Source organism: Allobosea sp. 05T439, assembly GCF_056396005.1.
Genome location: NZ_JBFTKP010000044.1, coordinates 15,450 through 40,407 on the forward strand (window position 1 = coordinate 15,450; position 24,958 = coordinate 40,407).

At 66.6% G+C, this 24,958-nt stretch carries 22 protein-coding genes; 12 read left to right on the forward strand and 10 right to left on the reverse strand.

Going from position 1 to position 24,958, the window contains the following annotated elements; genetic code table 11:
• Nucleotides 1–640: 640 nt before the first annotated feature.
• On the reverse strand, nucleotides 641–1,663 hold the full coding sequence (locus AC1DIO_RS30170; RefSeq protein WP_441508309.1) for an amino acid ABC transporter substrate-binding protein: 1,023 nt from the start codon (nucleotides 1,661–1,663) through the stop codon (nucleotides 641–643).
• Nucleotides 1,664–1,805: 142 nt separating this feature from the next.
• On the reverse strand, nucleotides 1,806–2,786 hold the full coding sequence (locus tag AC1DIO_RS30175) for a glycosylasparaginase (protein ID WP_441508310.1): 981 nt from the start codon (nucleotides 2,784–2,786) through the stop codon (nucleotides 1,806–1,808).
• A 235-nt stretch (nucleotides 2,787–3,021) separates the two neighbouring features.
• Between AC1DIO_RS30175 and AC1DIO_RS30180 the strand changes: the two genes are divergently transcribed.
• The gene (locus AC1DIO_RS30180) at nucleotides 3,022–3,717 is read left to right on the forward strand and encodes a GntR family transcriptional regulator (protein WP_441508311.1); all 696 of its coding nucleotides are present in this window, start codon (nucleotides 3,022–3,024) and stop codon (nucleotides 3,715–3,717) included.
• A gap of 98 nt (nucleotides 3,718–3,815) precedes the next feature.
• On the opposite strand, the gene AC1DIO_RS30185 is transcribed toward AC1DIO_RS30180, so the two are convergent.
• Nucleotides 3,816–4,826, reverse strand: a complete 1,011-nt coding sequence (locus AC1DIO_RS30185; RefSeq protein WP_441508312.1) for a hypothetical protein — start codon at nucleotides 4,824–4,826, stop codon at nucleotides 3,816–3,818.
• Between the two features lie 45 nt (nucleotides 4,827–4,871).
• Nucleotides 4,872–5,858: an extracellular solute-binding protein gene (locus tag AC1DIO_RS30190; protein WP_441508313.1), complete on the reverse strand. Its 987-nt coding sequence runs from the start codon at nucleotides 5,856–5,858 to the stop codon at nucleotides 4,872–4,874.
• Between the two features lie 115 nt (nucleotides 5,859–5,973).
• Between AC1DIO_RS30190 and AC1DIO_RS30195 the strand changes: the two genes are divergently transcribed.
• Nucleotides 5,974–7,029 (forward strand): ABC transporter ATP-binding protein, encoded by a 1,056-nt coding sequence (locus tag AC1DIO_RS30195; RefSeq protein ID WP_441492320.1) that lies wholly within the window; start codon nucleotides 5,974–5,976, stop codon nucleotides 7,027–7,029.
• Nucleotides 7,026–8,699 (forward strand): ABC transporter permease, encoded by a 1,674-nt coding sequence (locus AC1DIO_RS30200; RefSeq protein WP_441508314.1) that lies wholly within the window; start codon nucleotides 7,026–7,028, stop codon nucleotides 8,697–8,699. The genes AC1DIO_RS30195 and AC1DIO_RS30200 overlap by 4 nt, the downstream gene beginning before the upstream one ends.
• Before the next feature lie 24 nt (nucleotides 8,700–8,723).
• Here the strand turns inward: AC1DIO_RS30200 and AC1DIO_RS30205 are convergent, their stop codons facing one another.
• Nucleotides 8,724–9,800: a CapA family protein gene (locus AC1DIO_RS30205; RefSeq protein WP_441508315.1), complete on the reverse strand. Its 1,077-nt coding sequence runs from the start codon at nucleotides 9,798–9,800 to the stop codon at nucleotides 8,724–8,726.
• A gap of 232 nt (nucleotides 9,801–10,032) precedes the next feature.
• Between AC1DIO_RS30205 and AC1DIO_RS30210 the strand changes: the two genes are divergently transcribed.
• The 3 genes from AC1DIO_RS30210 (at nucleotide 10,033) to AC1DIO_RS30220 (ending at nucleotide 13,152) form a co-directional block, all read left to right on the forward strand.
• The gene (locus tag AC1DIO_RS30210) at nucleotides 10,033–11,361 is read left to right on the forward strand and encodes an MFS transporter (protein ID WP_441508316.1); all 1,329 of its coding nucleotides are present in this window, start codon (nucleotides 10,033–10,035) and stop codon (nucleotides 11,359–11,361) included.
• Nucleotides 11,362–11,450: 89 nt separating this feature from the next.
• On the forward strand, nucleotides 11,451–12,158 hold the full coding sequence (locus AC1DIO_RS30215) for a GntR family transcriptional regulator (protein WP_441508317.1): 708 nt from the start codon (nucleotides 11,451–11,453) through the stop codon (nucleotides 12,156–12,158).
• A 388-nt stretch (nucleotides 12,159–12,546) separates the two neighbouring features.
• Nucleotides 12,547–13,152, forward strand: a complete 606-nt coding sequence (locus AC1DIO_RS30220) for an RES family NAD+ phosphorylase (protein ID WP_441508318.1) — start codon at nucleotides 12,547–12,549, stop codon at nucleotides 13,150–13,152.
• A 156-nt stretch (nucleotides 13,153–13,308) separates the two neighbouring features.
• Here the strand turns inward: AC1DIO_RS30220 and AC1DIO_RS30225 are convergent, their stop codons facing one another.
• The 4 genes from AC1DIO_RS30225 to AC1DIO_RS30240 form a co-directional block, all read right to left on the reverse strand.
• Nucleotides 13,309–13,509, reverse strand: coding sequence for a nucleotidyl cyclase domain-containing protein (locus tag AC1DIO_RS30225; protein WP_441508319.1), 201 nt, complete (start codon nucleotides 13,507–13,509; stop codon nucleotides 13,309–13,311).
• 277 nt (nucleotides 13,510–13,786) lie between these two features.
• On the reverse strand, nucleotides 13,787–14,647 hold the full coding sequence (locus AC1DIO_RS30230; RefSeq protein ID WP_441508320.1) for an alpha/beta hydrolase: 861 nt from the start codon (nucleotides 14,645–14,647) through the stop codon (nucleotides 13,787–13,789).
• A gap of 11 nt (nucleotides 14,648–14,658) precedes the next feature.
• Entirely contained in the window at nucleotides 14,659–16,350 is a 1,692-nt protein-coding gene (locus tag AC1DIO_RS30235; protein WP_476854522.1) for an amidohydrolase, read from the reverse strand.
• Nucleotides 16,351–16,451: 101 nt separating this feature from the next.
• A complete protein-coding gene (locus tag AC1DIO_RS30240) occupies nucleotides 16,452–17,270 on the reverse strand; it encodes a GntR family transcriptional regulator (RefSeq protein ID WP_476854523.1) in 819 nt (272 codons plus the stop codon).
• Nucleotides 17,271–17,341: 71 nt separating this feature from the next.
• On the opposite strand from AC1DIO_RS30240, the gene kynU reads away from it, so the two are divergent.
• The 4 genes from kynU to AC1DIO_RS30260 all read left to right on the forward strand — a co-directional run bounded on the left by kynU (nucleotide 17,342) and on the right by AC1DIO_RS30260 (nucleotide 22,010).
• Complete coding sequence (kynU, locus tag AC1DIO_RS30245; protein WP_476854524.1) at nucleotides 17,342–18,604, forward strand: kynureninase; 1,263 nt, start codon at nucleotides 17,342–17,344, stop codon at nucleotides 18,602–18,604.
• Nucleotides 18,605–18,728: 124 nt separating this feature from the next.
• Nucleotides 18,729–19,790: an amino acid ABC transporter substrate-binding protein gene (locus tag AC1DIO_RS30250; protein WP_476854525.1), complete on the forward strand. Its 1,062-nt coding sequence runs from the start codon at nucleotides 18,729–18,731 to the stop codon at nucleotides 19,788–19,790.
• Between the two features lies 1 nt (nucleotide 19,791).
• A complete protein-coding gene (locus AC1DIO_RS30255) occupies nucleotides 19,792–20,967 on the forward strand; it encodes an amino acid ABC transporter permease (protein WP_476854526.1) in 1,176 nt (391 codons plus the stop codon).
• Nucleotides 20,964–22,010 carry an amino acid ABC transporter permease gene (locus AC1DIO_RS30260; RefSeq protein WP_441508326.1) on the forward strand — a complete coding sequence of 349 codons (1,047 nt, stop codon included), beginning with the start codon at nucleotides 20,964–20,966 and terminating at the stop codon, nucleotides 22,008–22,010. The genes AC1DIO_RS30255 and AC1DIO_RS30260 overlap by 4 nt, the downstream gene beginning before the upstream one ends.
• Nucleotides 22,011–22,160: 150 nt before the next feature.
• On the opposite strand, the gene AC1DIO_RS30265 is transcribed toward AC1DIO_RS30260, so the two are convergent.
• Nucleotides 22,161–23,327 (reverse strand): GGDEF domain-containing protein, encoded by a 1,167-nt coding sequence (locus tag AC1DIO_RS30265; protein WP_441508327.1) that lies wholly within the window; start codon nucleotides 23,325–23,327, stop codon nucleotides 22,161–22,163.
• Between the two features lie 248 nt (nucleotides 23,328–23,575).
• Here AC1DIO_RS30265 and AC1DIO_RS30270 point away from each other — a divergent pair, with 248 nt between their 5' ends.
• Together AC1DIO_RS30270 and AC1DIO_RS30275 are read left to right on the forward strand one after the other, a co-directional pair.
• On the forward strand, nucleotides 23,576–24,073 hold the full coding sequence (locus AC1DIO_RS30270) for an RNA polymerase sigma factor (protein ID WP_441508339.1): 498 nt from the start codon (nucleotides 23,576–23,578) through the stop codon (nucleotides 24,071–24,073).
• Nucleotide 24,074: 1 nt separating this feature from the next.
• On the forward strand, nucleotides 24,075–24,872 hold the full coding sequence (locus tag AC1DIO_RS30275; protein WP_441508328.1) for an anti-sigma factor family protein: 798 nt from the start codon (nucleotides 24,075–24,077) through the stop codon (nucleotides 24,870–24,872).
• Nucleotides 24,873–24,958 lie beyond the last annotated feature (86 nt).

The window sequence follows — 24,958 nt, forward strand, 5'->3', positions numbered from 1 at the left end:
TCTAGGAATGGAATGGTTAACGAGTCGTAAAAATCCGACCCTTCACCTACCGGAATGCGACCCTCGAAAATGGGCTGAAAGGCAGGAAACGCGTTTTCTGCCAACCGGTTGAATGCGGGGGATGATGTGTGTGGAGAGCTGTATGGCTCCCGAGGGCTTGCGTGACCGGCGGCCTCGCGCGGGGGCCGATCCACAAGGCTGCTGGCAGCGGTCCCGCCGGCTGGAGTGCACGCGTTTGCGCCTCGGCTACCCGGTCGCTCCTGAGACGCCAGCGCGTTGCAGCGTATTGCCTCAGGGAGCTCCAGTGCTCGCCATGCGGGACGGGGCGGACAGGGACACGCTGATTCCGTCGATCCGGAGCGGTCAACCTAGCCGCGACGATTCGATCGGCCGGGAATCAGTGCCCGGTGGAGGCTGTGCAAGATGAGGGCCCCAGACGCTCGTGATGGCCCCAGCTATCGCAGCCTGGCCTGTTGCGTCGGCTATGTCGCAGCGCTGGGCCATTGGCGCCCGGCGGGGATGCGCGGCGCCCCGCCGCGCATGATAAAAGCGGCGCCGCGGGAGGACCCACGACGCCGCTTTCAGAGGCTGACCTGACTCCAATCCAGGGAGCTTGCGGCGTTCGCTGGAAAGGCTTGGATCAGCGCACGGGCGGTGCAAACTGGATGCCACCCTTGGACCAGAGATTGTTCAGCCCGCGCGGCAGGCCGATGCGGCTGCCGGTGCCGAGATTGCGCTCGTAGCTTTCGCCGTAATTGCCGACATGCCGGACGATCCGGGCGATCCAGTCGGGCGTCAGGCCCAGCCCCACGCCGAATTTGCCTTCAACGCCGAGCAGCCGGCGGATTTCCGGATTCTCGGATTTCAGCATCTCGGCGAGATTGGCCTGGGTGACGCCGAGTTCCTCGGCATTGATCAGCGCGAAGACCGTCCAGCGCACGATGTCGAACCATTCATCGTCGCCCTGGCGGACATAGGGGCCGATCGGCTCCTTCGAGATCACGTCCGGCAGCAGGACATGCTCGGCCGGGTCCGACATCTTCAGGCGATAGGAGACGAGCTGCGAGATATCGGTCGAGATCGCGTCGCAGCGACCGCTCTCATAGGCCTTCACCGTCTCGTCGATGCCCTGGAAGGCGACGACCTCGTATTTCATCTTGTTGACGCGGAAATAGTCCGCGAGATTCAGCTCATTGGTCGTGCCCTGCACAGTGCAGATCGAGGCCCCATCCAGCTCCTTCACCGACTTGATCCCGGCCTTGGCGCGCACCTGGAAGCCCTGGCCGTCATAATAGTTCACGGCGGTGAAGTTCAGGCCCTGGCCGGCGTCGCGGCTCAGCGTCCAGGTCGTGGTGCGCGGCAGCACGTCGATCTCGCCGCTCTGCAACGCGGTCAGGCGGTCCTTGCTGGCCAGCGGAACGAACTTGATCTTCGAAGGGTCGTCGAAGATCGCGGCTGCKAGCGCCCGGCAGATATCGACATCGAGCCCGCTCCAGCTGCCCTGCGCATCGGCCATGCTGAACCCGGCAATGCCGGTGCTCGTGCCGCAGATCAACTGCCCGCGTTGCTTGATGCGGTCGAGCGTGCCCTCGGCATGGGCGGCGGTGCCGGCGAGCAGCAGGCCTGCCAGCGCTGTCAGAACGATTTTTCCGGAATGGGCCATGGTCATTATCCCTGATGATCGATGGAACTCGCGCATCGGCCCGAAAGGTGGATTGCGGTTTTCGGGGCAAAGCCGATGCAAACACAAAAGGTTGGATCATCGGACCGGATAGGTTTCCGGTCCGATGATCCAGGGCAGGAGGTCAAAGCCCCATCGCCTCATAGCGGCGATGGGCGGTCGGCTTGGGGGCGGGGTCCTCGCTGATCGCGATGATCTCGCAAGGATGGCTCGAAGGCGCTGCCTCGCCGCTGCGCCAGAGCCAGTAGTGGTTTTCCGGCAGGCCGTTCACGGCCACGACCTTGTGGCCGCCCGCTGCGTCGATGGCGTGGATCGTCACCCGGCCGATCAGCCCGCCCTTCAGCGCGCGCATGTCGGCAACGGCCTCGTAGACCGCATCTTCGACGCCCATGCCCATCTTCATGTAGAGCACGACCGCGCGCGAGGTGCCGGCCCGGATGCTCATTTCGCCGACGCCGGTGCAGGCGCAGGCGCCGTAACGCGTATCGGCATAGGAACCGGCGCCGATGATCGGGCTGTCGCCGAGACGCCCCGGATATTTCCAGCCCCAGCCGGAGGTGCTGGTGCCCGCCCCGATATGGGTCTGCGCGTCCTGAGCCAGGAAGACCGTGGTGTCGCGGCCGGTTTCCGGGTCGATCGCCTGGGCGCAGAGCTCCGCCATCGGCACGTCCGGCCAGTTCGCGCGGTCGGCTTCGCTGACCTCGTCCCGGAACCAGCGCTCCCAGGCGGTCCGGGCATGCGGCATCAGGAGTTCGCCGGCCTCCGCGCTGATCTCGGCGGCGAAGCGCCTGGCGCCTTCGCCGACCAATAGCTCATGCGGCAGGCGTTCGAGCACCTGGCGGGCAATGCTGACCGGATGCAGATAGCCGGTCAGTGCGCCCACGGCTCCGCTGCGCAGGCTGGTGCCGTCCATCACGGAGGCATCGAGCTCGACCTCGCCCAGGAGATTGGGCCAGCCGCCGCGGCCGACGGTGCGGACGCTCTCACTGGCTTCGACAAGCCTGATGCCCGCCTCGATCGCGTCGAGAGCCGCTTCGCCCTTGGCGAGTGCGCGGGCGGTCGCGGGAATGCCGCAGGCCCCTTCATTGTTGCTGATCGCGATCACGGGTGTTCTCAACAAGATTGGATATTGGATCCAATTGCCATTACGATGCCGCTTGGCCCGACGCAAGAGGGACGGAATGGCGTGATATGTCGTTTGTGGACGCCTCCAAGCGCGCGCCGGGATTGGATACAAAATCGGTTATCCATCCCAATGGCCGCCGCCCGGATTGAAATGAACCCCGCTCCAGGGCAGGGATTGGGGCTAGGCGCCAGAGTAGGAGACGCGTGAGCAGGCGATGACGGCTTCCATCCTGTCGAACAATCCTCCCGCGCTTCAGCGCAAGACGACGACCGCGCGGGTCGTCGACCTGCTGCGCGACCAGATCCTGTCGGGCGCCTTGCCCGAGGGCATCCAGCTGCGTCAGGAGAAACTGGCGGCCGAGCTTGGCGTCAGCCGGGTGCCGATCCGCGAAGCCCTGCATCAGCTCGAGGCCGAGGGCCTGGTCAGGCAGGAATCCCACAAGGGCGCGGTGGTCTCAGGGCTGTCGATCGACGATCTCGAGGAAACCTACGAGATCCGGGCCCGGCTCGAGACCTGGCTTCTCGAACTCTCGATGCCGCTGATGACGGCGCAGCACTATCAAAGGGCCGAAGAGATCTTGGCGCAGATCGCGGAAGACCAGCAGGATGAGAACTGGTCGAGCCTGAACTGGGCTTTCCATGCCGCGCTCTATGCACCGGCCAACCGCCCGCAGACGCTGGCGCTGATCCGAAAGCTCTATCTGAACGCCTATCGCCATTTCCCGCTGCCGATCCGGCTGACGGGCGGGCGCGAGCGCATGAACCGCGAGCACCAGCTCCTGCTCGATCTCTGCAGAGCGGGCGATATCGAGCGCGCCAAGGACCATCTGGAGCAGCATATCCTGATGGGCGCCCGCCATCTGATCAGCCGGCTGAAGGCGCTCAGGCGGCGCGAGGGCGCGCCCGAATAGGGGCTGGAAGCGCCGCGGCGGCCGGATGATCGCCATCCCGCCGGAAGACGGCGAGGGCGGGACGGCCAGCCCTGCGCCTGCCGCGCCGGCTTACCCGTTCAGCGATCGAACGCGATTCCGAGATAGGTCCGGTCGTCGGTCCAGCCATCGGGGCCGGAGCCCTTCACGCTGGCATAGGGGCCGATCTTGTCGGGGTCGAGCCGCTCGACCTCGGCGAAGCTCGCCTCCCAGGCCGCGACGCCAAAGGCCTCGGGCTCGGCGAAATAGCCGTCGCTGAACAGTTCGAGCCGCGAGACCTCGTCTGCGGCATAGTCGGCGGTGAAGACATGCCGCTCGGCGATGGCGAAGCCGTCGAGCACGCCATAGCCGAGATCGCTGGTCGGGTGATTGGCGAAGACGCGCTGGCCACTGATGCCGCTGTCGAGCAGCCGCTCGATCTCGGTGCGCGCGATCGTCGGCATCTCCTCGCTGCAAAGATGCAGCACATGGGCCCTGACCTCGGCGCTCGCCTCCGCGCTCAAGCCTGCCGGCGGCACGCGCAACCCGTTCCAGACGGCATCGTCCGAGATCGCGCGCTGGTGCAGCGGATCGGCCCGCATCCGGCCGAGATAGGCCCAGCATTCCCGCCGGATCAGCGCGGTCACGCGGTCGAGGGGCTTCGCCTCGACATGGCGGACAGTCCCGAGCGTTTGTCCGCTTAAGCGGATGCCGGAATCGCCGATCGAGACGAGCTGCAGGGCCGGGCCGTCATGGTAGCCCAGCGCCAGCGTGCAGCCGATCCGCGCTGACGCATCACCTTCCACCCGCTCCGCCAGGCCATGCGCCGCGTAGCCGGCGCGCAGCGTGTCGCTGAGCGCCAGGACCAGCCGGCGCACGCGCGCATCGCCGCCGCGCACGCTCAGGTCTTCGCTGAGGAGGAAGCGGGCGACTTCGGTCGCGACCCGGGCCGAGGCGAAGCGCCCCGCCCGCATCGTCCCGAAGCGTCGGCCGCTGCGGTCGGTCACGCCATCGATCACGGCATAGCCGCGGCCGGGCAGGATGACGACGCTGTCTTCGTTCTCCTCAGGGCTGGCGAAGCGCTTGCCGAGGCTGAAGCTTTCAATCTGCATGGTGGATATCGGCGCGAGGCGGCTTCAGCCGGCTCGTTCAAGCCATCACTGGCCGGTCGCCTGCCTCCACTTTTCGATCATCGCCTTGGTGCCGCCGAGTTCCTCGACGGTTTTGAGCTTGACCAGGGTCAGCTCGGCCAGCGGCTTGACATCGCCCGGCGCGGCGACATCCTTGCGCACCGAGCGGCGGCCGGCTTCCTTCACCAGAGCTTCCTGCGTCTTCTTCGACAAGGCCCAGTCGATGAAGCGCTTCGCCGGTTCGGGATTGGGCGCGCCCTTCACCAGCCCCACGCCGTCGGGCGAGGTCGTCGTGCCGTCCGCGATATAGGCGATCTTCACCGGCGCGCCGCCGGCGACATATTCGAGCGCATTGTCCTCGAGCGTCAGGCCGAGCGGCGCCTCGCCATCGGCGACATAGCGCGGCACGGCGCCGGAGCTGTCGGAGAAGATGAAGTTCTTGGCGAGCTTGCCATAGACCTCCCAGCCCTTGTCGCCGCCGGCGGTCAGCACGGTCGTCATCTGCTGGAAGGCCGAGCCGGAATTGTCGACGCGGGCCGAGGCGACCTTGCCCTTCCATTTCGGATCGGACAGCTCGGCCCAGGTCTTCGGGATCTCGGCGTCCTTGACCATCTTGTTGTTGACCATCAGCACGTAGATCACGGTCGTATAGGGCGTCCAGGCCGGGCTCGCGACGAAACGCTCGTCGATMGCCGCCTGTTCCTTGGGCGTATAGGGCGTGAGCAGATCGGCGTTTTCGCTGAGCAGCGAGCCGGTGACGCTCCAGATCACATCGGCCTTGGGCGCGCTGGCCTCGGCGCGGGCGCGGCGGAAGACATCGCCGGACCCAAGCTGCACGACCTCGGCCTTGATTCCGGTCTCGGCCTCGAAGAGCGGGATCATCTTCTGCACGATCGAGGATTTATGGGCGGTGTAGAGCACGACCTTGTTGTCGGCCGCATAGGCTCCGCCGGCCAAGCCGAGAATCCCGGCCGCCAGCACGAGATGACCCACCCAGTTCCTGCTCGACATCATCGCCTGCTCTCCATCCCCGTCACGCCGGTTCGTTCTGTGCCGGCGCAGTTTCTCCATCTTGCCGTCCAATCGCGGCCATGCGCAACTAGGGAAGGGACGGGAGTGCTTTGCCGGCATGGCGTATCTGACTGTCGACGGCGCGATCAAGCGCTATGGGGCCACGACGGCCTTGAACGGTGTGTCCTTCTCGGTCGCGAAGGGCGAGTTCTTCACGCTGCTCGGCCCATCGGGCTGCGGCAAGACCACCTTGCTGCGCTCGATCGCCGGTTTCTCGCAGCTCACCGAGGGCAGGGTGGATCTCGCCGGCCACGACCTGCTTTCGGTGCCGCCGCATAAGCGCGATATCGGCATGGTCTTCCAGGATTATGCGATCTTCCCGCATCTGACGGTCGCCGAGAACGTCGCCTTCGGCCTGAAAGCCCGCAAGGTCGCGGCCTCCGAGATCCGCGAGCGCGTCGCCGAGGCGCTGGCGACCGTCCGGCTGGCGGCGCTTGCCGAGCGCCTGCCGGCCGCACTGTCGGGCGGCCAGCAGCAGCGCATCGGCATTGCCCGGGCGATGGTGGTGAAGCCGCGCCTGCTCCTGATGGACGAGCCGCTCTCCAATCTCGACGCCAAGCTCCGGCTCGACCTGCGCGACGAGATCCGCGCGATCCAGCGCACGATCGGCATCGCCGCGATCTATGTGACGCATGACCAGGAGGAGGCGCTCGCCATTTCCGACCGGATCTGCGTGATGGACCATGGCTGCGTCGAGCAGATCGGCACGCCGCAGCAGATCTACGGGAAGCCGGCGACGCGTTTCGTCGCCTCCTTCGTCGGGACGATGAACCTGCTTGCGCCCGCCGCCTTCGGCTTGCCGGAGGTGAAGGACGTGGCGCAATGGGCGTTGCGGCCGGAGCGCCTGCGCCTCGCCGAGGCGGGGGCTAGCGAAGGGGGAAGTGGAAACGGCGCCGCCAGCATCGCCGGAACGGTCGAGCATTTCTCCTATCTCGGCCGTGAGGCGCATCTCACCGTCCAGGCGCAGGGGCACAGGCTCGTAGCCCAGATCGGCGCGCCGCCGCCCGATCTCGCGATCGAGGCCGGCCGGCAGATCCGCCTGAGCTTCGACCCGGCCGATCTCCATGGCTTCGACGCGAAGGGACGGCGTGTCCCGGCGGAGCTTACGGCATGAGCGCCATCGCCGTTTCAGCCACGCGCCGCAGCTGGCGTCCGGATTTCTGGACGCTGGTCGCGGTCGGGGCCTGGGCGATCCTGATCGTCCTGCTGCTGATCCCGCTTGGCCTCGTCCTGGTCTCCAGCTTCCGCGACGAGAGCGGGGTGCTGACGCTCGCCAACTGGCAAAGGCTGTTCGGCAGCACGCGCTATTTCAACGCCTTCATCAACACCTTGATCATCGGTTTCGGCGGCTTGGCGGGTGCATTGCTGCTCGGCTCGGTCATGGCCTTCTGCATGGCGCGCATCGAGATCGCGGGCGGCCGCTTCGTCTCGATGCTGGCGATCTTGGCCTTGGTCTCGCCGCCCTTTATCGGCGCCTATTCCTGGATCGTGCTGTTCGGCTCGGGCGGCATCGTACGCCAGACGCTGATGTCCTGGGGCGTCTTCATGCCGCCGATCTACGGCGTCTGGGGCATCCTCATCGTCTTCGCCTTCAAGTTCTATCCCTATGTCTACCTGCTGACCTCTGGCGCGCTCGCCAATGTCAACCGCTCGCTGGAGGAGGCGGCGGAGAATCTCGGGCTGACGCCGTTCCAGCGCGTGCTGAAGATCTCGTTCCCGCTGGTCCTGCCGGCGCTCTCGGCCGGCGGGCTCTTGGCGCTGATCCATGCCATCGCCGATTTCGGCACGCCGCGGCTGCTCGGGCGTGGCTTCAATGTGCTGGCGACCGAGGCCTATACCGCCTATTCCGCCGAGATCGGCTCCAATCTCGGCATGGCGACGACGCTCAGCCTGGCGCTGATCCTGATGTCGATGGTCTTCGTCTTCATCCAGCGCTTCATGTCGCGGAAAAACGTCTATCACAGCAACCTGATCAACCGGCCCGAGAAGATCAGGCTGAGCGGCTTTGCCAATGTCGCGGCCCATGCCGCGGTCTATTTCATCGCGCTCGGCGGCGCGATGCCGGCGATCATTGCGGCGATCTATTCGGTCAGGAAGACGAACGGGCCGGTGTTCCAGCCGGGCTTCGGCCTCGACAGCTACCGCCGCATCGTTGCCACGCTCGGTGATGTCGTGTGGAATTCGCTGCTGTTCTCCGGCGCCTCCGTGCTGCTGATCGTGGTCATCGGCACCCTGATCGGCTGCCTGGTCGCGCGGCGCAACACCGCCCAGACCTCGCTGCTCGATGCCACCTTGATGGTGCCCTATGTCATGCCCGGCATCGTCGTCGGCGTCGCCTTCATCGCCGCCTTCAACACGCCGCCGCTGGTGATGACCGGCACGGCGGCGATCATCATCCTCTCCGTCTTCATCCGGCGCTTGCCCTATGCGGTGCGCTCCTCGGCCGCCGCGCTGCGGCAGGTCGGGCCGAGCATGGAGGAGGCGGCGATCTCGCTCGGCTACAGCCCGGTCCAGGCATTTTTGCGCGTCACCATCCCTCTGATCCTGCCCGGCATCATCGCAGGCGCGATGCTCTCCTTCGTCACGGCGGTGAACGAACTCTCCTCGTCGCTCGTGCTCTATGTCGGCGGCACCATCACCATGCCGGTCAAGATCTACATCGCGATCAATGATGGCGATTACGGCACGGCCGCCTCGCTCTCGACGATCCTGCTCGTGCTCAGCGCCGGGGCGATCTATCTCGCCTTCCGCCTGTTGGGGCGCGACGAGCGCGCCTTGCTGTAAGCCAAGGCGCACTCGGGGGCGCGTTCACCCACCGAACCGGACGGTCAGGTTCAGGCCGTCGATCTCGGCTTGCGTGCCCATGCCGCGTGAGAGCCGGTCGAAGCGCTCGAGTACGGGCAGGGCGCGGGCCGGCTCCTGGATCAGCACCGGCATCCCGCTTCTGTTGCACTCGGTCGCGCGGAATTCGATCGTCTCGACGCCGCCCTGGCCGATGCCGATGCGGCAGACCAGCGACCAGGGATCGATCTGCGAGAAGATCATCTTCTGGTCGGGCGTGGCATTGTCCCAATCCTGCTGGGCGATGTGGTTGCCGAGGCTGTAGAGGATCGGCTTGCCCCGATAGGTCTCGACGCCGGCGGGGCTGTGGGCGTGGTTGCCGAGAATCATGTCGGCGCCGGCATCGATCAGCGCCTGTCCCAGCGGGCGCTGGTATTCGGCCAGCGGGTCGCCGCGGCCATAGCCCCAATGCACGCTGACGATCAGCACGTCGACTTCAGGGCGCAAGCTGGCGATCTGCCCGCGTAGCCGCGCGAGATCGCCCTCGCGGACCCGGCTGCGCATCCGCATCGGTGCGCCGGGTTCGGTCGCGAGCAGGACCGGGTGGATTTCCGGCCATTGCTCGATCGCGAGCGGCGCGATGCCCGGCCGGGTCTCCGTTGCCGCATAATCCGGCGGCAACAGGCAGGAGACCGCGATGGTGCCGAGCCTGCAGCCATTGATCACGCGCCGGTCCGGCACGAGCGAGGCCGCGAGGTCCTTGCCGCCGCCGACCGTCTCGACGCCGGCCGCTTGCAGGTGGCGCAGTGTCTCCAGGAAGGCCTGGGGTCCGAAATCGCAGGTGTGATTCGTCGCGACCGTCATCAGGCCAAACCCGGCCCGGCCGAGATCGTCGGCCACCGTCGGGTCGACGAGATAGGCGATCGGTGCATCGCTGCGATAGCCCTGGCGGGCGAACTGCACCTCGCAGGAACCCCAGACCAGATCGCTCTGCCGGAGATAGGCGAGCGTCTCGCCATAACCCTCGTCGATCAGCGCATCGCCGGCATAAAGCCGCTCGCGGACTACGATATCTCCGGCAGCGCCGAGCGTCAGAATGGACATGGTCATCCCTTAGATGTTTTTTTGATGTGTCAATTACTGCTCGCAGTTTGCGCTGGCGGTCAAGAGGTCCGTGCTGGGATCGCGGGGGAGGGTACGTTCAACTGATCGGCGTCGCATGGCCTCAGGGGTGCCTGTTGACAGTCGCGATTTGTTTATGATGTTTTATTGATGCATCACAAATCCGGCCACGACATCGCTCATGCTGGTCGAAGGCCGCCGAGGGGATTCTGACATGACCGACACATCGCTACCGGGCGCGGCCGCCCCCGCGACTGCTACACTGCTCGACACCGCTTATCGCCGGATCTTCTGGCGCCTGATCCCGATCCTGATGGTTCTCTGGGTGCTGGCCTGGGTCGACCGCGTGAATATCAGCTTCGCCAAGCTGCAGATGGCCGACGAGCTGCGGTTCTCCGAGGCCGTCTACGGGCTCGGCGCCGGCATCTTCTATATCGGCTATCTCCTGTTCGAAGTGCCGAGCAACCTGCTGCTGCAACGCATCGGCGCACGCAAGACCATCGCCCGCATCGCCATCGGCTGGGGCACGATCTGCGCGCTGATGTCCTATGCGACGACGCCCGCGACCTTCTACATCCTGCGCTTCCTGCTCGGCGCCTTCGAGGCCGGGTTCTTTCCGGGCGTCATCCTGTTCCTGACGCAATGGTTTCCGAGCGAGCGACGGGCCAAGGTCTTTGGCATCTTCATGTCGTCGGTCGCGCTGTCCGGCGTCATCGGCGGCCCGCTTGCCGGGCAGATCATGACCGGGATGCAGGGCATGGGCGGCCTGTCGGGCTGGCAATGGCTGTTCATCGTCGAGGGCATTCCGACAGTTCTGATCGGGCTTTTTGCGCTGGCCTGGCTCACCGACCGACTGGAACAGGCGCATTGGCTCTCGGATGCTGAGCGCAGCGCGGTCCGCGATGATCTCGAGCGCGATGCAAGGGCACTCGGCCCGCGCGAGCATGGCCTGTCGACGGTGCTGCGCGATCCGCGGCTCTGGATCTTCACGCTGGTCTATTTCTGCATCATCATTGCCAACGCCACCGTCGCCTTCTGGGGCCCGACCATCATGCGCGAGGCCGGATTCGGCCATGTCGCGACCATTGGCTGGCTGGTCTCGGGTGCCTCGCTCGTCGGCTCGGCGGTGATGATCGGCAACGGCCTGATGGCCGACCGGACGGGCCGCCCGCTCCTGCAATGCGTCGGCTCGCTGATCGTCGGCGCGCTCGGCCTGGCCGGCGTCGCCTTCGCCCTGCACGGCTCGCCGCAGATGGTCGTCGTGCTGTTTTCGCTGGCGCTCGCCGGGGCCTATGGCGCGATCCCGGTGTTCTGGCAGCTGCCCAACCGGCTCTTCGCCGGCACCGCTGCCGCCGCCGGCATCGCGATCATCAACTCCTTCGGCAATCTCGGCGGCTTCCTCGCCCCCTATGGCCTTGGCCTGCTGAAGGACGCGACGGGCCAGATCGCGCCCGGCCTGATTGCGGTTGCGCTTGTCGAGGCGCTCGCTGCCCTCATCATCCTCGTCGTCGTCCAGCGCTTCTTCGCCGGGCGCCGGGCTTGACGGGGCCTGCCGAACCCGCCGACCAATAGGGCAGGGAGCGGTCGCGGCGCATCAGGCGCCGCGACCCTTTTCACGAAGGGCTAAGAACAATGCCGGCCAAGGCCGAAGCAGGACAGGATGCCAAGCTCTCGCTGGCCGAGCGCGTCTATCAGGAGCTCCGCGCCGCGATCATTTTTGGGGAGATCGCGCAAGGTGCGGTCTTCAACGAATCCGATCTCGTCGCGCGCTTCAAGGTCAGCACCTCGCCCTTGCGCGAGGCCCTGTCGCGGCTCAGGCAGGACGGGCTGGTTCGCGTCATTCCGCGCCGCGGCTACAGCGTCACCGAGCTTTCGCTCCGCGATTTCCACGAGCTGATCCAGATGCGCCTGATCCTCGAATGCGCAGCGGCCGAACTCGCCGCCCCGCGCATCACCGACAGCCATGTCGCGATGATGCGCCGGCTATCTTCCGTCGAGCTGCGCATCGGCGACCAGGCGAGCTACCGCGCCTTCATGCGCGCCAACCAGGATTTTCACGAGGCGATCGCCACCATCGCCGACAACGCCCGCCTCCTGCGCGGCATCGGCCAGACCATGGACGAGATGCAGCGCCTGCTCTTCGCCGATCTCGGCGCGGCCGAAGACGGCGAAGAGGTCCGCCACGACCATGACGAGATCATCGAGGCGCTGGCCCGCCGGGACGCAGCCGCGGCCCGCGAGGCGGTGGCACGCCACATCCGCATCTCGCGCGACCGGGTGGTGGGCCGGATGATGCGGCGGCATACGGGATTTGCGGAGAGGTCGGTGTTTGTGGGGTGAGGGGGCCGAGATTGTGGGGGCCGCGAAGGGGGCGTTTCGACCGGCAGACGCGTCGTCGCGAATGTCTCGGATCAATGGGGATGTCTTACCTTCACATGCGCCACACGTAGTCTGCGGTGCGCCAAGAGGAGACATCAGCTGGTTGCTAGGAAAGCGGACATTGGCGCGCACCCTCCTCTGCGATAGGGCCGCTCTTGAGCGGAGACTCTTTATCACAGGCTACTGTGCAGGGCCGGACTAAACAACAAATCCTTGGCTGCGCAGCCACCAGATCAGTCGCTGCCTCAGGTCCTTGTCGAGGTTAGTGGTGTTGTAAGGGACCGTCTGTGGCCGGTAGTAGACGCCGTGGCGGTCAAGCAGTGACTTCACGCTGTCCGCCACAGGACCGTTGGTCGCCAATCCGCCCTTGCGGCGCAGACGGCAGTCCGCCGACAGTCCCCACGAGACCTGCATCGCCGAGCTTCGTCCGTCCGTTGGCAGCATCGTTGCGGTTGCCAAATTCACGATCACGAAGCCGATCTGCGTCTTGGATATGACGCGGCTCTCTGCCCCTCCGAAGCCACAGAATATTTTCGTACCGAACCGGGTCTCGCGGGTCGCTCAGTGGCTGTTCATGCAGAAATTCATGCAGGAGATATCGCGGCCGATCTCACCGGAAGACCAGTACCTGGACTATCTACCGACGCAGGCCGTCGCTGAATATCTGCTTAACCACCACACCGTCGAAATCAAGAAGCACAAGCGGCGCATCGACGCGATCATCTATCGCTCAGCGCAGAGGCCAAAGGGAAAGAACATCGCGATCTTCGGCGCAGCGGGGGTCGTTGGCGAGGACAAGCCGAAGGTTAAGCCAGCCGAAGATTCCGACGACCTTTTCGACCTGTTGGACTTTGTTAGGCGAATGGAAACGAGAATCGTCGAGGCGCCCGGTCACTTCAAAGCCTACTGCATAAAAGGTGCGGAGTACGATCCGCAGCCACACGACGCGTGCTAAATCAGCCCCAGCGCATGTTCGACAGCGTCAACATGGCGTCGATTCTGGCTGGAGCCAGGCCTCAATTGCCGTGCGCGGCCGAGCATTGGCGCCGCCATGCACCCTGAGGCCACGAGCGCAAGGGAAGGGGCAGCGCCGATATCGTCTGCGTTGAAATCAGTAGGTCGCTTGCACCCATTCGACCCACGCTTCCCGTCGCGCAGTCTCGCAAGCCCCCGTCGCACCGGCGATCTGAATGCGGTTCCTTCCGAGCGCTTTTGCCTTGTGGAGGGCGAGGTCGGCGGCCGAGAGCAGCTCGAAGAGGGCGGTTGCGTTCGATGAGGCTTCGGCCAGCCCGATGCTGACCGTGGCCGTCATCTGCAAGCCATCGCTTCGCGCCGCGCGTTCGGCAAATCCCCAGGCTGTCAAGGCCCAGCAGCAGGATCGCAAACTCTTCGCCACCCAACAGGCCGATGACCCCGTCCGCGCCGGCGATGTCGCGCGACACCGCAGCCGGAGATGATCGACCTCTTGGCCATGCTTGCTGCCGGCCGCAGCGCGCCTCGGTGCGCTCCCGCCAGCAGCCTGCGCAGGGCAAGCCGCTTGACCGGTCCGGTTCGCGCAGGCCGGGAATGCGACCTGGAGACGCAAGACATCAGACGGCTTTCATGACCGCGTCGAAGATCGGGCTATCCTGCGCAGCCAGCATGCGGCTGACCTCGAAATGGTTCTGCCCTTCGGCGCGCAGCAGCTGCGTTGCCTTTCCCGCCTTCTCCAGGCTTGCGTGGAACGTCGTGGCGTGGCGCCGGTACTCGTCGGTTTCAGCCTCGCCATAAGCGACGAGAACGGGGCAGGTCAGCGCTTCGACATGGCGGATCGGGCTGAATGCCGCGATCTCGGCTGCGGTCAGGCCGAGATAGCGCCCCCGCGCGCTGAGCATCGGCCCTTCCAGATCATAGGCGCCGCTGGCGCAAAGCGCCCCGGCGACCATGCCAGGCGCGATGCGATGCGGCGTCTCGGCGGTGAGCGCGGCCGCGACGAGATGCGCCCCCGAGGAGTGGCCGATCACGAACAGGCGTTCGGGGTTATAGCCCAACTCGCTGGCGTGCTGGGCGAGCCAGCCGATGCCGCGCTGGACCTGCATCACCATCTCGGGCAGCCGGACCGCGGGAATGCTGGCGAAGTCGAGCACGGCGAAGTTCATTCCGGCGGCCACGAAGGCTTCCGCCGCAAAGGCGCTGTCCATCCGGTCGAGCATGCGCCAGGCGCCGCCATGGACATAGATGACGAGCGGCGCCCGCTTTGAGGCCGCCGGGAACAGGTCGATCCGCTCGGCCGGCCCCTCGCCATAGGCGAGCGGGCGGCAGGTGAGGTTGCGATGCGCAGCAAGGCTCGCCTCGCGGTACCAGGCGATGATCTCGTCGGCATTGGCGGCCCAGGCGCCCTGATTGTAGTTCAGATCGAGCCGGGCCTGATCATAGTCGAGAAAGACGGCTTTCGTCGGCAGTTCGGTCATGGCGGCCTCCCTCAGCGCCCGCCGCCGGCGTCCGCGCGATAGACGATCTGCCCGTCGACGACGGTCAGCAGCGACTCGATCCGGGCGAGCTCGTCGGGCGCGCAGCGGAGCGGGTCGGCCGAGAGCACGGCCAGATCCGCGAGCTTGCCGATGGCGATGCTGCCCCTCTCGCCCTCCGCGAAGGTCAGCTTCGCGCCGCCGAGCGTCGCGCATTCCAGCGCCTCTTCGCGTGTCAGGGCCTGTTCGGGGGAGATGACGGCGCCGGTCCGGTCGCGTCGGTTGACCGCATGGGCGATCGAGTGGAACAGGCTGAGCGGTGCGTTGTCGCTGCCGAACGAAATCGGCACGCCGGCCTCGCGCAGGGAGCGCAGCGGCACGATCTCGCCAGCCCGCTCGCGCCCGAGCTTTTCGACCAGCTCGCTGCCGCGCTTGTAGATATAGGCGGTCAGATGCGTGGTCACCGCCAGCCCGAGATCGGCAACCCGCTTCACCTGGTCCGGCGTCAGGCTGACGACATGGCCGAGCACCCAGCCCTGGCCGGCGAGCGGGGTGACGTTGTCCACCTCGGCGAAGAGGTCGAGCATATTGGGCAGGATGCCGACCGCCCGGATGCCGTTGCGCGCGGCTTCGATCAGCACCGTCTTCAGGGCATCGCGCGGCAGCGACGAATTATAGTGGAAGCCGGCCCAGCCTGTCTGCGGAAAGGCTGCGCTGCGCAGCTCCCGCTCCACGGAATCGTCGATCTCGCCGTAGAGCCCGTCCATACCGAGCCAGGCGTCGCCTAATCCCCGGCCGGCGAGCCAATGTCCCCAGGACTTGAGCAGGGCCCGGCAATCCTCCGCCGAGGTCGAGGGCCAGGCCGGGCTGAAGATCATCGATGCCCGCACGGTCTGGCGACCCTCGGACCGGACCTGCCGATAGGCGTCCAGCACCTCGGCGGCAATGCCGTGGCCCTCGAACACGCTGGTGGTGCCCGCCCGGTTGTAGAGTTTCATCGATGCCGCGAGCGCGCCGGCCCGCTCGCTGGCGGAGAAATGCGGCGCCCGGCGCATCAGGCTCATCTCGACCACCGGCATCTTGTTGGTCTCGACGAAGATGCCGTTCGGCTCGCCTGCGGCATCGCGGCAGATCTCGATGGACGCGGCCGGCGCCACCGTCGAGGCATCGATGCCGGCCAGCCGCAGGGCGCGGCTGTTGGCGATCGAAACCAGTGGCAGGGTCGAGCGCCAGTAGCCCCAGATCGAGCGGATATAGACCGGGTTGTCAGGCGCGGCGCGGTCAAGGTCCCAGCGGTCGGGGAAGCGATGTTCCGCGATTCCCGCCAGCACGCTCTCATAGCTGGGGGGAATGCCGATCGGCATGGTGATGATCCACTCGCCCGGCTTCTTCGTTCGGGCGACCTCGGCGATGCGCGCGACGATGTCCTCGATCGAACGGCAATCGGCGAGCGAGGGCAGCACGCTCTTCAGGCCTTCGCGGTCGAGATGGGCATGGCCATCGATGAGGCCGGCGGTGACGGTCTTGCCGGCGAGATCGACATGCTCCGTCTCGGCCGAGGCAAGGGCGGCGATCTCGCTGGAGCTCCCAAGTGCGACGATACGGTTTCCCGCGATGGCCAGGGCCTCGCAGGGCCCCGCCTCACTGAGAATCCGGCCATTGACCAGAACGAGCGACGGGCTGGTGCCGGGGAGAACGGACGGCATGGATATCCTCATCAAGGCTTGTCTGGGCCCGGTGTGACCGGCGACGGGCGGGAAGGGCGGGCGGGAAGGACGGGCGGGACGGACGCGAAAGCGCGAAGGCGTCAGGAAGCGGGGCCGGGGGCGCCGTCGAGATCGGAGGCGACGAAGACCTTGCGGGTGAATTCGATATGCTCGTCGAGCAGCCTGACGGCGCGATCGACGTCATGGTCCAGGGCCGCATTCATCAAGGCGGTATGCGGCTCGAGCGCCAGCGCATCGCGCAAGGCTGCGAAGGCGGGGCTGTCCTGCCAGGGCGTGCCCGCCGCGCTGTGCGAAAGCGCGGGCGCGATCGAGAGGATGCGGTGATGCCGGCGCAGCTGATCCTTGATCTGAACGTAGAAGCGCATCAGCCAGCGCGACGTACAGGCGGCCAGCAGGGCGAGATGGAAGGCCTCGTGCCGCTCTTCCCAATCGCTGATGACCAGCTCTTCCGGCTTTTCCACCGGCGGCGTGCAGCGCGAGAGCCGGAAATGGGCGGCGACCAGCGCGGTCTCCCACGCCTCGTCGCCATTGGCGATGGATTCCGCCAGCATCGGCAGCTCGACCAGGCGCCGGGCCCTGGTCAGGTCGCTCAACTCCTCCAGCGAGACGGGCGCGACCGTGTAACCCTTGTTGGCGCTTGAGGTGACCAGGCGCTCGGCCTCGAGGCGCGACAACGCCTCGCGCAACGGGGTCCAGCCGATGCCGTAGGCCTCCCGCATGGCGCCGAGCTTCAGCGGCGCACCCGGCCTTAGCCGCGTTTCGAGGATCTCCTGGCGCAGCGTCCGGTAGGCGGTTTCGGTCTTGGTGGCGACGTCGGTTTCGTCCATGGGATCCTCGCAAGCTGCCGCCAATATATATAATACGACGCAACTGGCCAGATTATATATATCAATTGACATCTTCGATATCCGTCCCAATAGTCCCCGACAGACGGGCCGCGCTGGCGGCATCGGCCATGAGTGGAGGCGAGATGAACCTGGCATCGCTGGACAGGGCAGAGGTGGCGTCCGAGATCGCGCGGCGCGATGGCGCCGATCCGCTGGGGCATCTGCGCGCCCGTTTCCATTTGCCTGCGGGCGCAATCTATCTGGCCGGCAATTCGCTCGGCCCGGCGCCGGTGGCTGCCTTCAGTGACATGGCGGTCGCCATGCGCGAGGAATGGGCGGAAGGGCTGGTGCGCAGCTGGAACGATGCCGGCTGGTTTGCCCTGGTCAATACGCTGGGCAACCGTCTGGGGCGCCTGATCGGCGCGGCGCCAGGGCAGACGGTGGTGTGCGATTCCGTCTCGGTGAATGTCTACAAGGCGCTGCATGCCGCGCTCGCGCTGCGTCCCGACCGCAATGTCATCGTCGCCGAAGGCGGCAGTTTTCCCACCGATCTCTATGTCGCCGAAGGCGTGGCGGCCGGGCGGCCCGATCTCGTCCTGAAGCTCGAGGGCGTCGACGCGCCGCGGATCGAGGATCTGATCGACGAGCGCACCGCGGTCGTGCTGGTCAACCATGTCGACTACAAGACCGGCGAACTGCGCGACATGGCGGCGCTCAACCGGCTGATCCACGCCAAGGGCGCCGTCGCGGTCTGGGACCTCTGCCACAGCGCCGGCGTCGTGCCGGTCGATCTCGACGGCGCGGGAGCCGATCTCGCGATCGGCTGCACCTACAAATACCTGAACTGCGGTCCGGGCGCCCCGGCCTTCATCTATGCGGCGGCACGTCATCACAATGCCCTGTCGCAGCCGCTCTCCGGCTGGTGGGGCCATGCCGCACCCTTCGCCTTCGAGCGCGGCTACCGGCCGGCAGGTGGCATCCAGCGCCTGCTGTGCGGAACGCAGCCGATCCTGTCCATGCGCGTCGTCGACGCCGGCCTCGCCGCGATCGAGGATGTCGAGATGTCCGCGCTGCGGGCCAAGAGCCTCGCGCTGACCGATCTGTTCATGGAGCTGATCGAGCCGGTCTGCCGCGCCCATGGCGCCACCATCGTCACGCCGCGCGCTCATGCGGCGCGCGGCAGCCAGGTCTCGATCACCTTCGACAACGGCTATGCCGCCGTGCAGGCCTTGATCGCGCGCGGCGTCATCGGCGATTTCCGGGCCCCGGACATGATGCGCTTCGGCTTCGCGCCCGCCTATCTCGGCTATGCCGATGTCGAGCGCGCCGCCCAGGCCTTCAACGACGTCATGACCTCGGGGATCTGGCGCGACGAGCGCTTCGCCAAACGGCGCGCCGTGACCTAACGACGTCGCGATCCGGCCAAGATCAAGAGCGCAGCCGGCGAAGCCCGCGCATGCGCCTGTCAAAAAAGAGCGCAAGTCCGCAAGCCGTTTGCAGCGGCGAGCGGCGGTTCCAGGGGAGGGACACGTGAAGATTCTGTTCAAAGCAGGACTCGTCAAGAAAGGCCTCGTCAGATCGGGCCTCGCCGCAGCCGCGCTGGCGGCGGCCGCGACATTTTCCGCCGCGGCCCAGGCCGGGCCGACGCTCGATGCCGTCCGCAAGCGCGGCGAAGTCATCTGCGGGGTCAGCACCGGCATCGGCGGCTTCTCGATTGCCGACAGTTCGGGCCGCTGGACCGGGCTGACGACCGATTTCTGCCGCGCGGTCTCGGCGGCGGTGCTCGGCAACGCCGCACGGGAGAAATTCGTCCCGCTCAGCCCGCAGCAGCGCTTCACGGCCCTGCAATCGGGCGAGATCGACATGCTCACCACCGTCGCGACCTGGACACTGACACGCGACGCCTCGCTCGGCCTGCTCTATGCAGGCGTCTATTTCTACGATGGCCAGGGTTTCCTGGTGCCGAAATCGCTCGGCCTCAAGAGTGCGCTTGAACTGGACGGCGCCAGCATCTGCACCGCCACCGGCACGACGAGCGAGCTCAATCTCGCCGATTATTTCCGGGCCAACGGCAAGAAATTCACGCCGGTCGTGTTCGAGGCCCAGAACGAGGCGCGGGCCGCCTTTTTCAGTGGCCGCTGCCAGGCCTTCTCTGCCGACATGTCCTATCTGTCCTCGGTCAGGGCTTCCGACGCACCCAATCCCGATGAATGGCAGATCCTTCCGGACATGATCTCGAAGGAGCCGCTCGGCCCGGTCGTCGGCCGCAACGACCTGGAATGGTTCACCGCCGTCAAATGGGTCCTGATGGCGCTGATCGAGGCGGAGGAGAAGGGCATCACCGCCGCCAATGTCGACCAGATGAAGGAGAGCGCGAACCCGGAGATCAAGCGCCTGCTCGGCGTCACCGGCGACATGGGCCAGAGACTCGGCCTCGACCCGGGCTGGGCCTATCGCGCGATCAAGCGGGGCGGCAATTACGGCGAGATCTTCGAACGCAATGTCGGCCCCAGGACGGCTCTGCGCATGGAGCGCGGTACCAACGCGCTCTGGACAAAGGGCGGGCAGATGTACGCCATGCCGACGCGCTGAGATGAGCGCCGTCGCGATCGCGCCGACGCGCCTGGCGAAGGGCTGCAACGATCCGTCCTTTCGGGCCCTGGCGACGCAGGTGATCGTGCTGGCCGTGCTGGCCGGCACCATCGCCTTCCTCGCCACGAACCTCGTCGGCAATCTCGAGGCGCGCTCGATCCGGACGGGCTTCGGCTTCATCTGGCAGGCGGCCGGCTTCGAGATCGGCCAGAGCTTCATCGCCTACAGCGCCAGCGCGAGTTTCGGCCGGGCGCTGTTGGTCGGTCTGCTCAATACGCTGGTGGTCGCCGTGCTCGGGATCGTGCTGTCGACGCTTGCCGGCTTCGTCGTCGGCATCGCCAGCCTGTCGCGCAATCCCCTCGTCAGCCCGCTGGCCAGGCTCTATGTCGAGCTCGTCCGCAACACGCCGCTGCTGCTGCAGCTCTATCTCTGGTATGCGGTGCTGACCCAGATGCTGCCGGCCGCATCGGCTGCGCCGCAACTGCTTCCCGGGGTCTATCTCGCCAAGAGCGGCCTGCATTTCCCGGTGCTTCAGCATGGCGCCGACGTCATCCTGGCGGCGGTGATCGTCGGCCTCGTCGCCTTCGCCGGCCATGGCCTGTGGGCGCGGCGCCGGGCGGAGCTGACGGGCGCGCCGGCGAAGCTCTGGCCCGGATTGCTGCTGCTCCTGCTGCCGCTTGCCACCGTGGCGCTCGATCTCGCCGCGACGACCTCCTTCGACATGCCGCGGCCGACCCGCTTCGGCTTCTCCGGCGGCGGCATGATCACGCCGGAACTGACGGCGCTCCTGATCGGGCTGTCGCTCTATAACGCCGCCTTCATCGGCGAGATCCTGCGTGCCGGGATCTTGTCGGTCAGCCGCGGCCAGCGCGAGGCCGCTGCTGCGCTGGGGCTGACGCAGGGCCAGGCGCTGCGCCTGGTGGTGATCCCGCAGGCGATGAAGGTCGCCGTGCCGCCGCTCGCCAGCCAGTATCTCAATCTGGCCAAGAACACCTCGCTCGCCATCGCGATCGGCTATCCCGACCTGATGTCGATCGGGAACACGATCATCAACCAGACCGGCCAGGCGGTCGAGGTCATCGCGATCCTGATGAGCGTGTACCTCGCGCTCAGCCTCGCGATCTCGGGCTTCATGAACTGGTACAATAGCCGCGTCGCGCTCAAGGGGGCGTCATGAGCGCCGCCGCCCCTTCAGTGCGGGAACGCCTGTTCGGCAGCGTCGGCAACACGCTGCTGACGGTCGTGATGCTCGGCCTCTTCGTCACCTACGTCCCGTCGCTGCTGCGCTGGGCCGTGTTCGATGCAACCTGGTGGGCGGCGTCTCCGGCGACCTGCCGCGCCATGGGCGGGGCCTGCTGGGCCTTCGTCCACGAGAAATTGCGGCTGATCCTGTTCGGCCGCTACCCGTTCGAAGAGCAGTGGCGACCTTTCGCTGCCTTGCTGCTGACCATCGCGCTGGTGCTGGCGAGCTGCTCGCTGCGCTTTGGGGGGCGGGCCGTCATCGCGGGCTGGCTGCTGGGGATCCCCGCCGTGATCGTCCTGATGCGCGGCGGCGTGCTCGGCCTGTCCTTTGTGGCGACCGATCTATGGGGCGGGCTGCCGCTGACGGTTTTCCTCGCGGTCGGCGGCATCCTCGGCGCATTCCCGCTCGCCATTGCGCTGGCACTCGGACGGCGCTCGCAGCTCGGCATCATCAGGGGCGTCTGCGTCATGTTCATCGAGATGGTCCGCGGCGTCCCGCTGGTCAGCGTGCTGTTCATGGCCTCGTTCATGATTCCGCTCTTCCTGCCGGGAAAGCTGCAGGTMGATGCTCTGCTGCGTGCCCTCATCGCCATCACGCTGTTCAGCGCGGCCTATCTGGCGGAAGCCATCCGCGGCGGCCTGCAGGCCGTGCCCGCCGGGCAGGAGCAGGCGGCCAAGGCGCTCGGGCTCGGCTATTGGCAGACATCGTTGCTGGTTGTCGTGCCGCAGGCGCTGCGCCTTGCCGTTCCGGCGATCGCCAACCTGTTCATCGGCCTGTTCAAGGATACGTCCCTCGTCGGCATCGTCGGCCTGACCGACCTCCTGCTCGCAACCAAGCAGGCGCTGGGCGATCCGCAATGGCGCAGCTTCTCGCTCGAAGGCTATCTCTTCGTCGCTCTGCTCTATGTCGCGTTCTGCTCCTTCATCTCGCATTACAGCCGCGCGTTGGAGAGGCGCCTGCAACGCCAGGCTGTGTGAGTTCCAGCAAGCCGCGGCAAAGCGGACGGAGMGGCCATTCGAGGCTGCTTCTGCGACGGCAGCCGCCGTCCGCTCAGGTCATGTCTCGCCCTTCCGCCTGGCCATCCGGAGGGCGGTGGGGCTTGTCGCGATCGGGGCATTCGATCGGCGTCAGGCCGCTTCGGAGACGCCCTTCGCCGCAGCGATCTGGATGCGGTTCCTTCCGAGCGCTTTTGCCTTGTAGAGCGCGAGGTCGGCGGCCGAGAGCAGTTCGGCGAGGGCGGTTGCGTTCGATGCGGCTTCGGCCAGCCCGATGCTGACGGTTGCCGTCATCTGCAAGCCATCGCTTCTCGCGGCACGTTCGGCAAATTCCCTGGCCACAGTCTCGCCGATCCGGCTGGCTGCCATGCTGTCCAGGCCCGGCAGCAGGATCGCGAACTCTTCCCCGCCCAGGCGGCCGATGACCCCGTTCGCGCCGGCGATGTCGCGCGACACGGCGGCGAAGAGCCTTAGCACCGCATCGCCGGCGTCATGCCCGTAGCGGTCATTGATCGCCTTGAAGTGATCGAGGTCGAAGGCGAGCATTGAGACCGGCCGCTGCGCCGCCCCATCCCGCAGCGCCCTCGCGCCATGTTCGAAAAAGCCCTGGCGGTTGCGCAGCCCGGTGAGGAAATCGGTGCGGGAATCGGCCAGGAGCTGCGCCTGATATTCCTCGCGGATCAGAGCCATCAAGGCCATCGGCATCGCGACAGTGAAGAGCACAGCCTCGTACATCGTGACCTTGGCGAGAACCGGCAGCAGGCTCTCCCCGTAGGTTGTGACGAGCACAGGCGCGACAGTCGCGCGCAGGAAATAGAACAGGCCGTGGCAGACGAAGACCCCGACCGCGATCGGCCGGGATCGCAGGGGCTTCACAGCGCGGCTGCGCAACAGGACAAGCGCCGTCAGGCCGCAGATCGCGGCGATCGGCAGCGAGCCGACATAGGTCCAGAAGAACACCGGAAACTCTTCGCCGCCGATGGCCCAGGCAGCGGCCAGGACAATGAGCACTGCGGCGCAGCGGCCGATGCGTACGCGCTCGTCGAGGCATCTGACGCCCTGGAGAACCAGGAGGTAGCCGAGAACCATGACGATATTGGTGAGGGCTGGGCCGGTGATGCCGGGAAACGCCTCGCGCCTCATGGCCAGCAGGCAGCCAATGGCGAAAGCGACATAGCCGGCGGCCCATATTCCGAGTGGGCGCGAGCGCTGGGCATGCGCCTTGCGCTCCCAGAGCGTCATCGCTGCGGCGACCAGCGATGTTCCAACGGTCAAGTACCAGAGGGTCGGAAGGTCCATGTTCATCGCGTCATTGGGACCTGGCCTCAGGCACGTCAGGCGAGGTCGGGAGGGTCCTTTATGGCAGCGTCACTCCTTTCATGTGCGAGAAAGGAATTAACATTTGTTGAGCTTGACGGCGCACCTCGCGTCATCGTCCGAGCCGGAAACCTGCCCGAGCCTTGAGAAGCCCGGGAGCCTCTGCGATAGGATGAGGCCTGAAAGCCATCGCGGAGGGGCTCATCCTGCGTATCGTCGTCGAGCGTGCCCTGCGCCGGAACTGGGACCGCCTGTTCTTCTATGCGCTGCGGCTGAGCGGCAGCCGGGACGCGGCGGCCGATCTGCTGCAATCCTGCGCGATGAAGGCGCTGGCCGCGTCGCCCCCCGAGGAGGACGAGCGTCTCCGGCCCTGGCTCTTCACGATCCTGCGCAATCTCTGGATCGACGAGCATCGCCGCGGGCAGGCCTCTGTGCTTGCCGCCACCGAGGCGGAAGCGCCCGAGGGCGCATTTTGGCGCCATCATGACAGCCTGATCGCCGAGATCACCGTGCGCCAGGCGCTCGAACGTCTCGATCCGTCGCATCGCGACATCCTCGAGCTGATCGATCTCGCCGGGTTTCGCTATGGCGAGGCGGCCGAGATTCTCGGCATTCCCACGGGGACCGTGATGAGCCGGATCAGCCGGGCGCGGGCAGCGCTGCTGGAGGCGATCGAGGGCGGCAATCTCCGCGTCCTGCCCGCACGGCGCCGCCAGGCGGGTGGCTGACATGACCGGGCGCGAAACCATCTCCTGGGATCTGCTCAACGCCTATGTCGATGGCGAGCTGGAGCCGGGCGAGGCGGCCAAGGTCGCAGCTGCGATCGCGGCCGATCGCGAGATCGCCGCCAAGGTCGCGACGCTGACGCATCTGCGCGCCACCATGCGCGCGCTGCCGCCGCAGGAAGAGGCGCCGCCCTTCGCCTTGCCGGAACCCCCGCCGCCAACGCGACTGAAGCCCCGGCCATGGCTGCAGGTGGCGGCCGCGCTGCTCATCGCCTGCGGGCTCGGCGTCGCCTGGTTCGGCCTGTATCGCACGGACCCCGCAGAATCACCGCTGACCGCGGCCGTTGCCGCGCATCGGCTCTGGCTCGCCCAGGTGCCCGCCGCCCAGGCACAGCGTCTCGGCGTCGAGTTGGCAGGCGCCGATGTCGACGCCCTGCCGGATCTGTCGCTCGCTTCGCTGCGCCTCGTGCATCTCTCGCTCGACCCCGCCGTGCGGCGCGGCGGCGGCGTGCTTGCCGGCTATGTCGGACCCAATGGCTGTCGCGTCGGCCTGTGGATCGCGCCGATCGACGACAGCCTGCCGGCGCGGCCAGCCGTACAGGATCGCGAGGGTTTTGCGATCCGCGCCTGGCACGGCCACCACGCGAGCTACGCCCTGATCGGGCAGGGCATCGATCCCGCCCGCCTCGACGGCATTGCCGCCCTCGTCGCGAGGCTGACCGAGGATGAACGCAGCATCCCGCGCGAACAGATCGCGGCGCTGGCCGAGGCGCGCAGCCTCCGGCCCGCTTGCGTCGGCTGACGGATTTTTTCGCTCCGCCAGAATATTTTTCTCGACCTGGAATAAATCGCATCGGCCCGGCGTCGTCTCCAGCGAGGAACATGTCC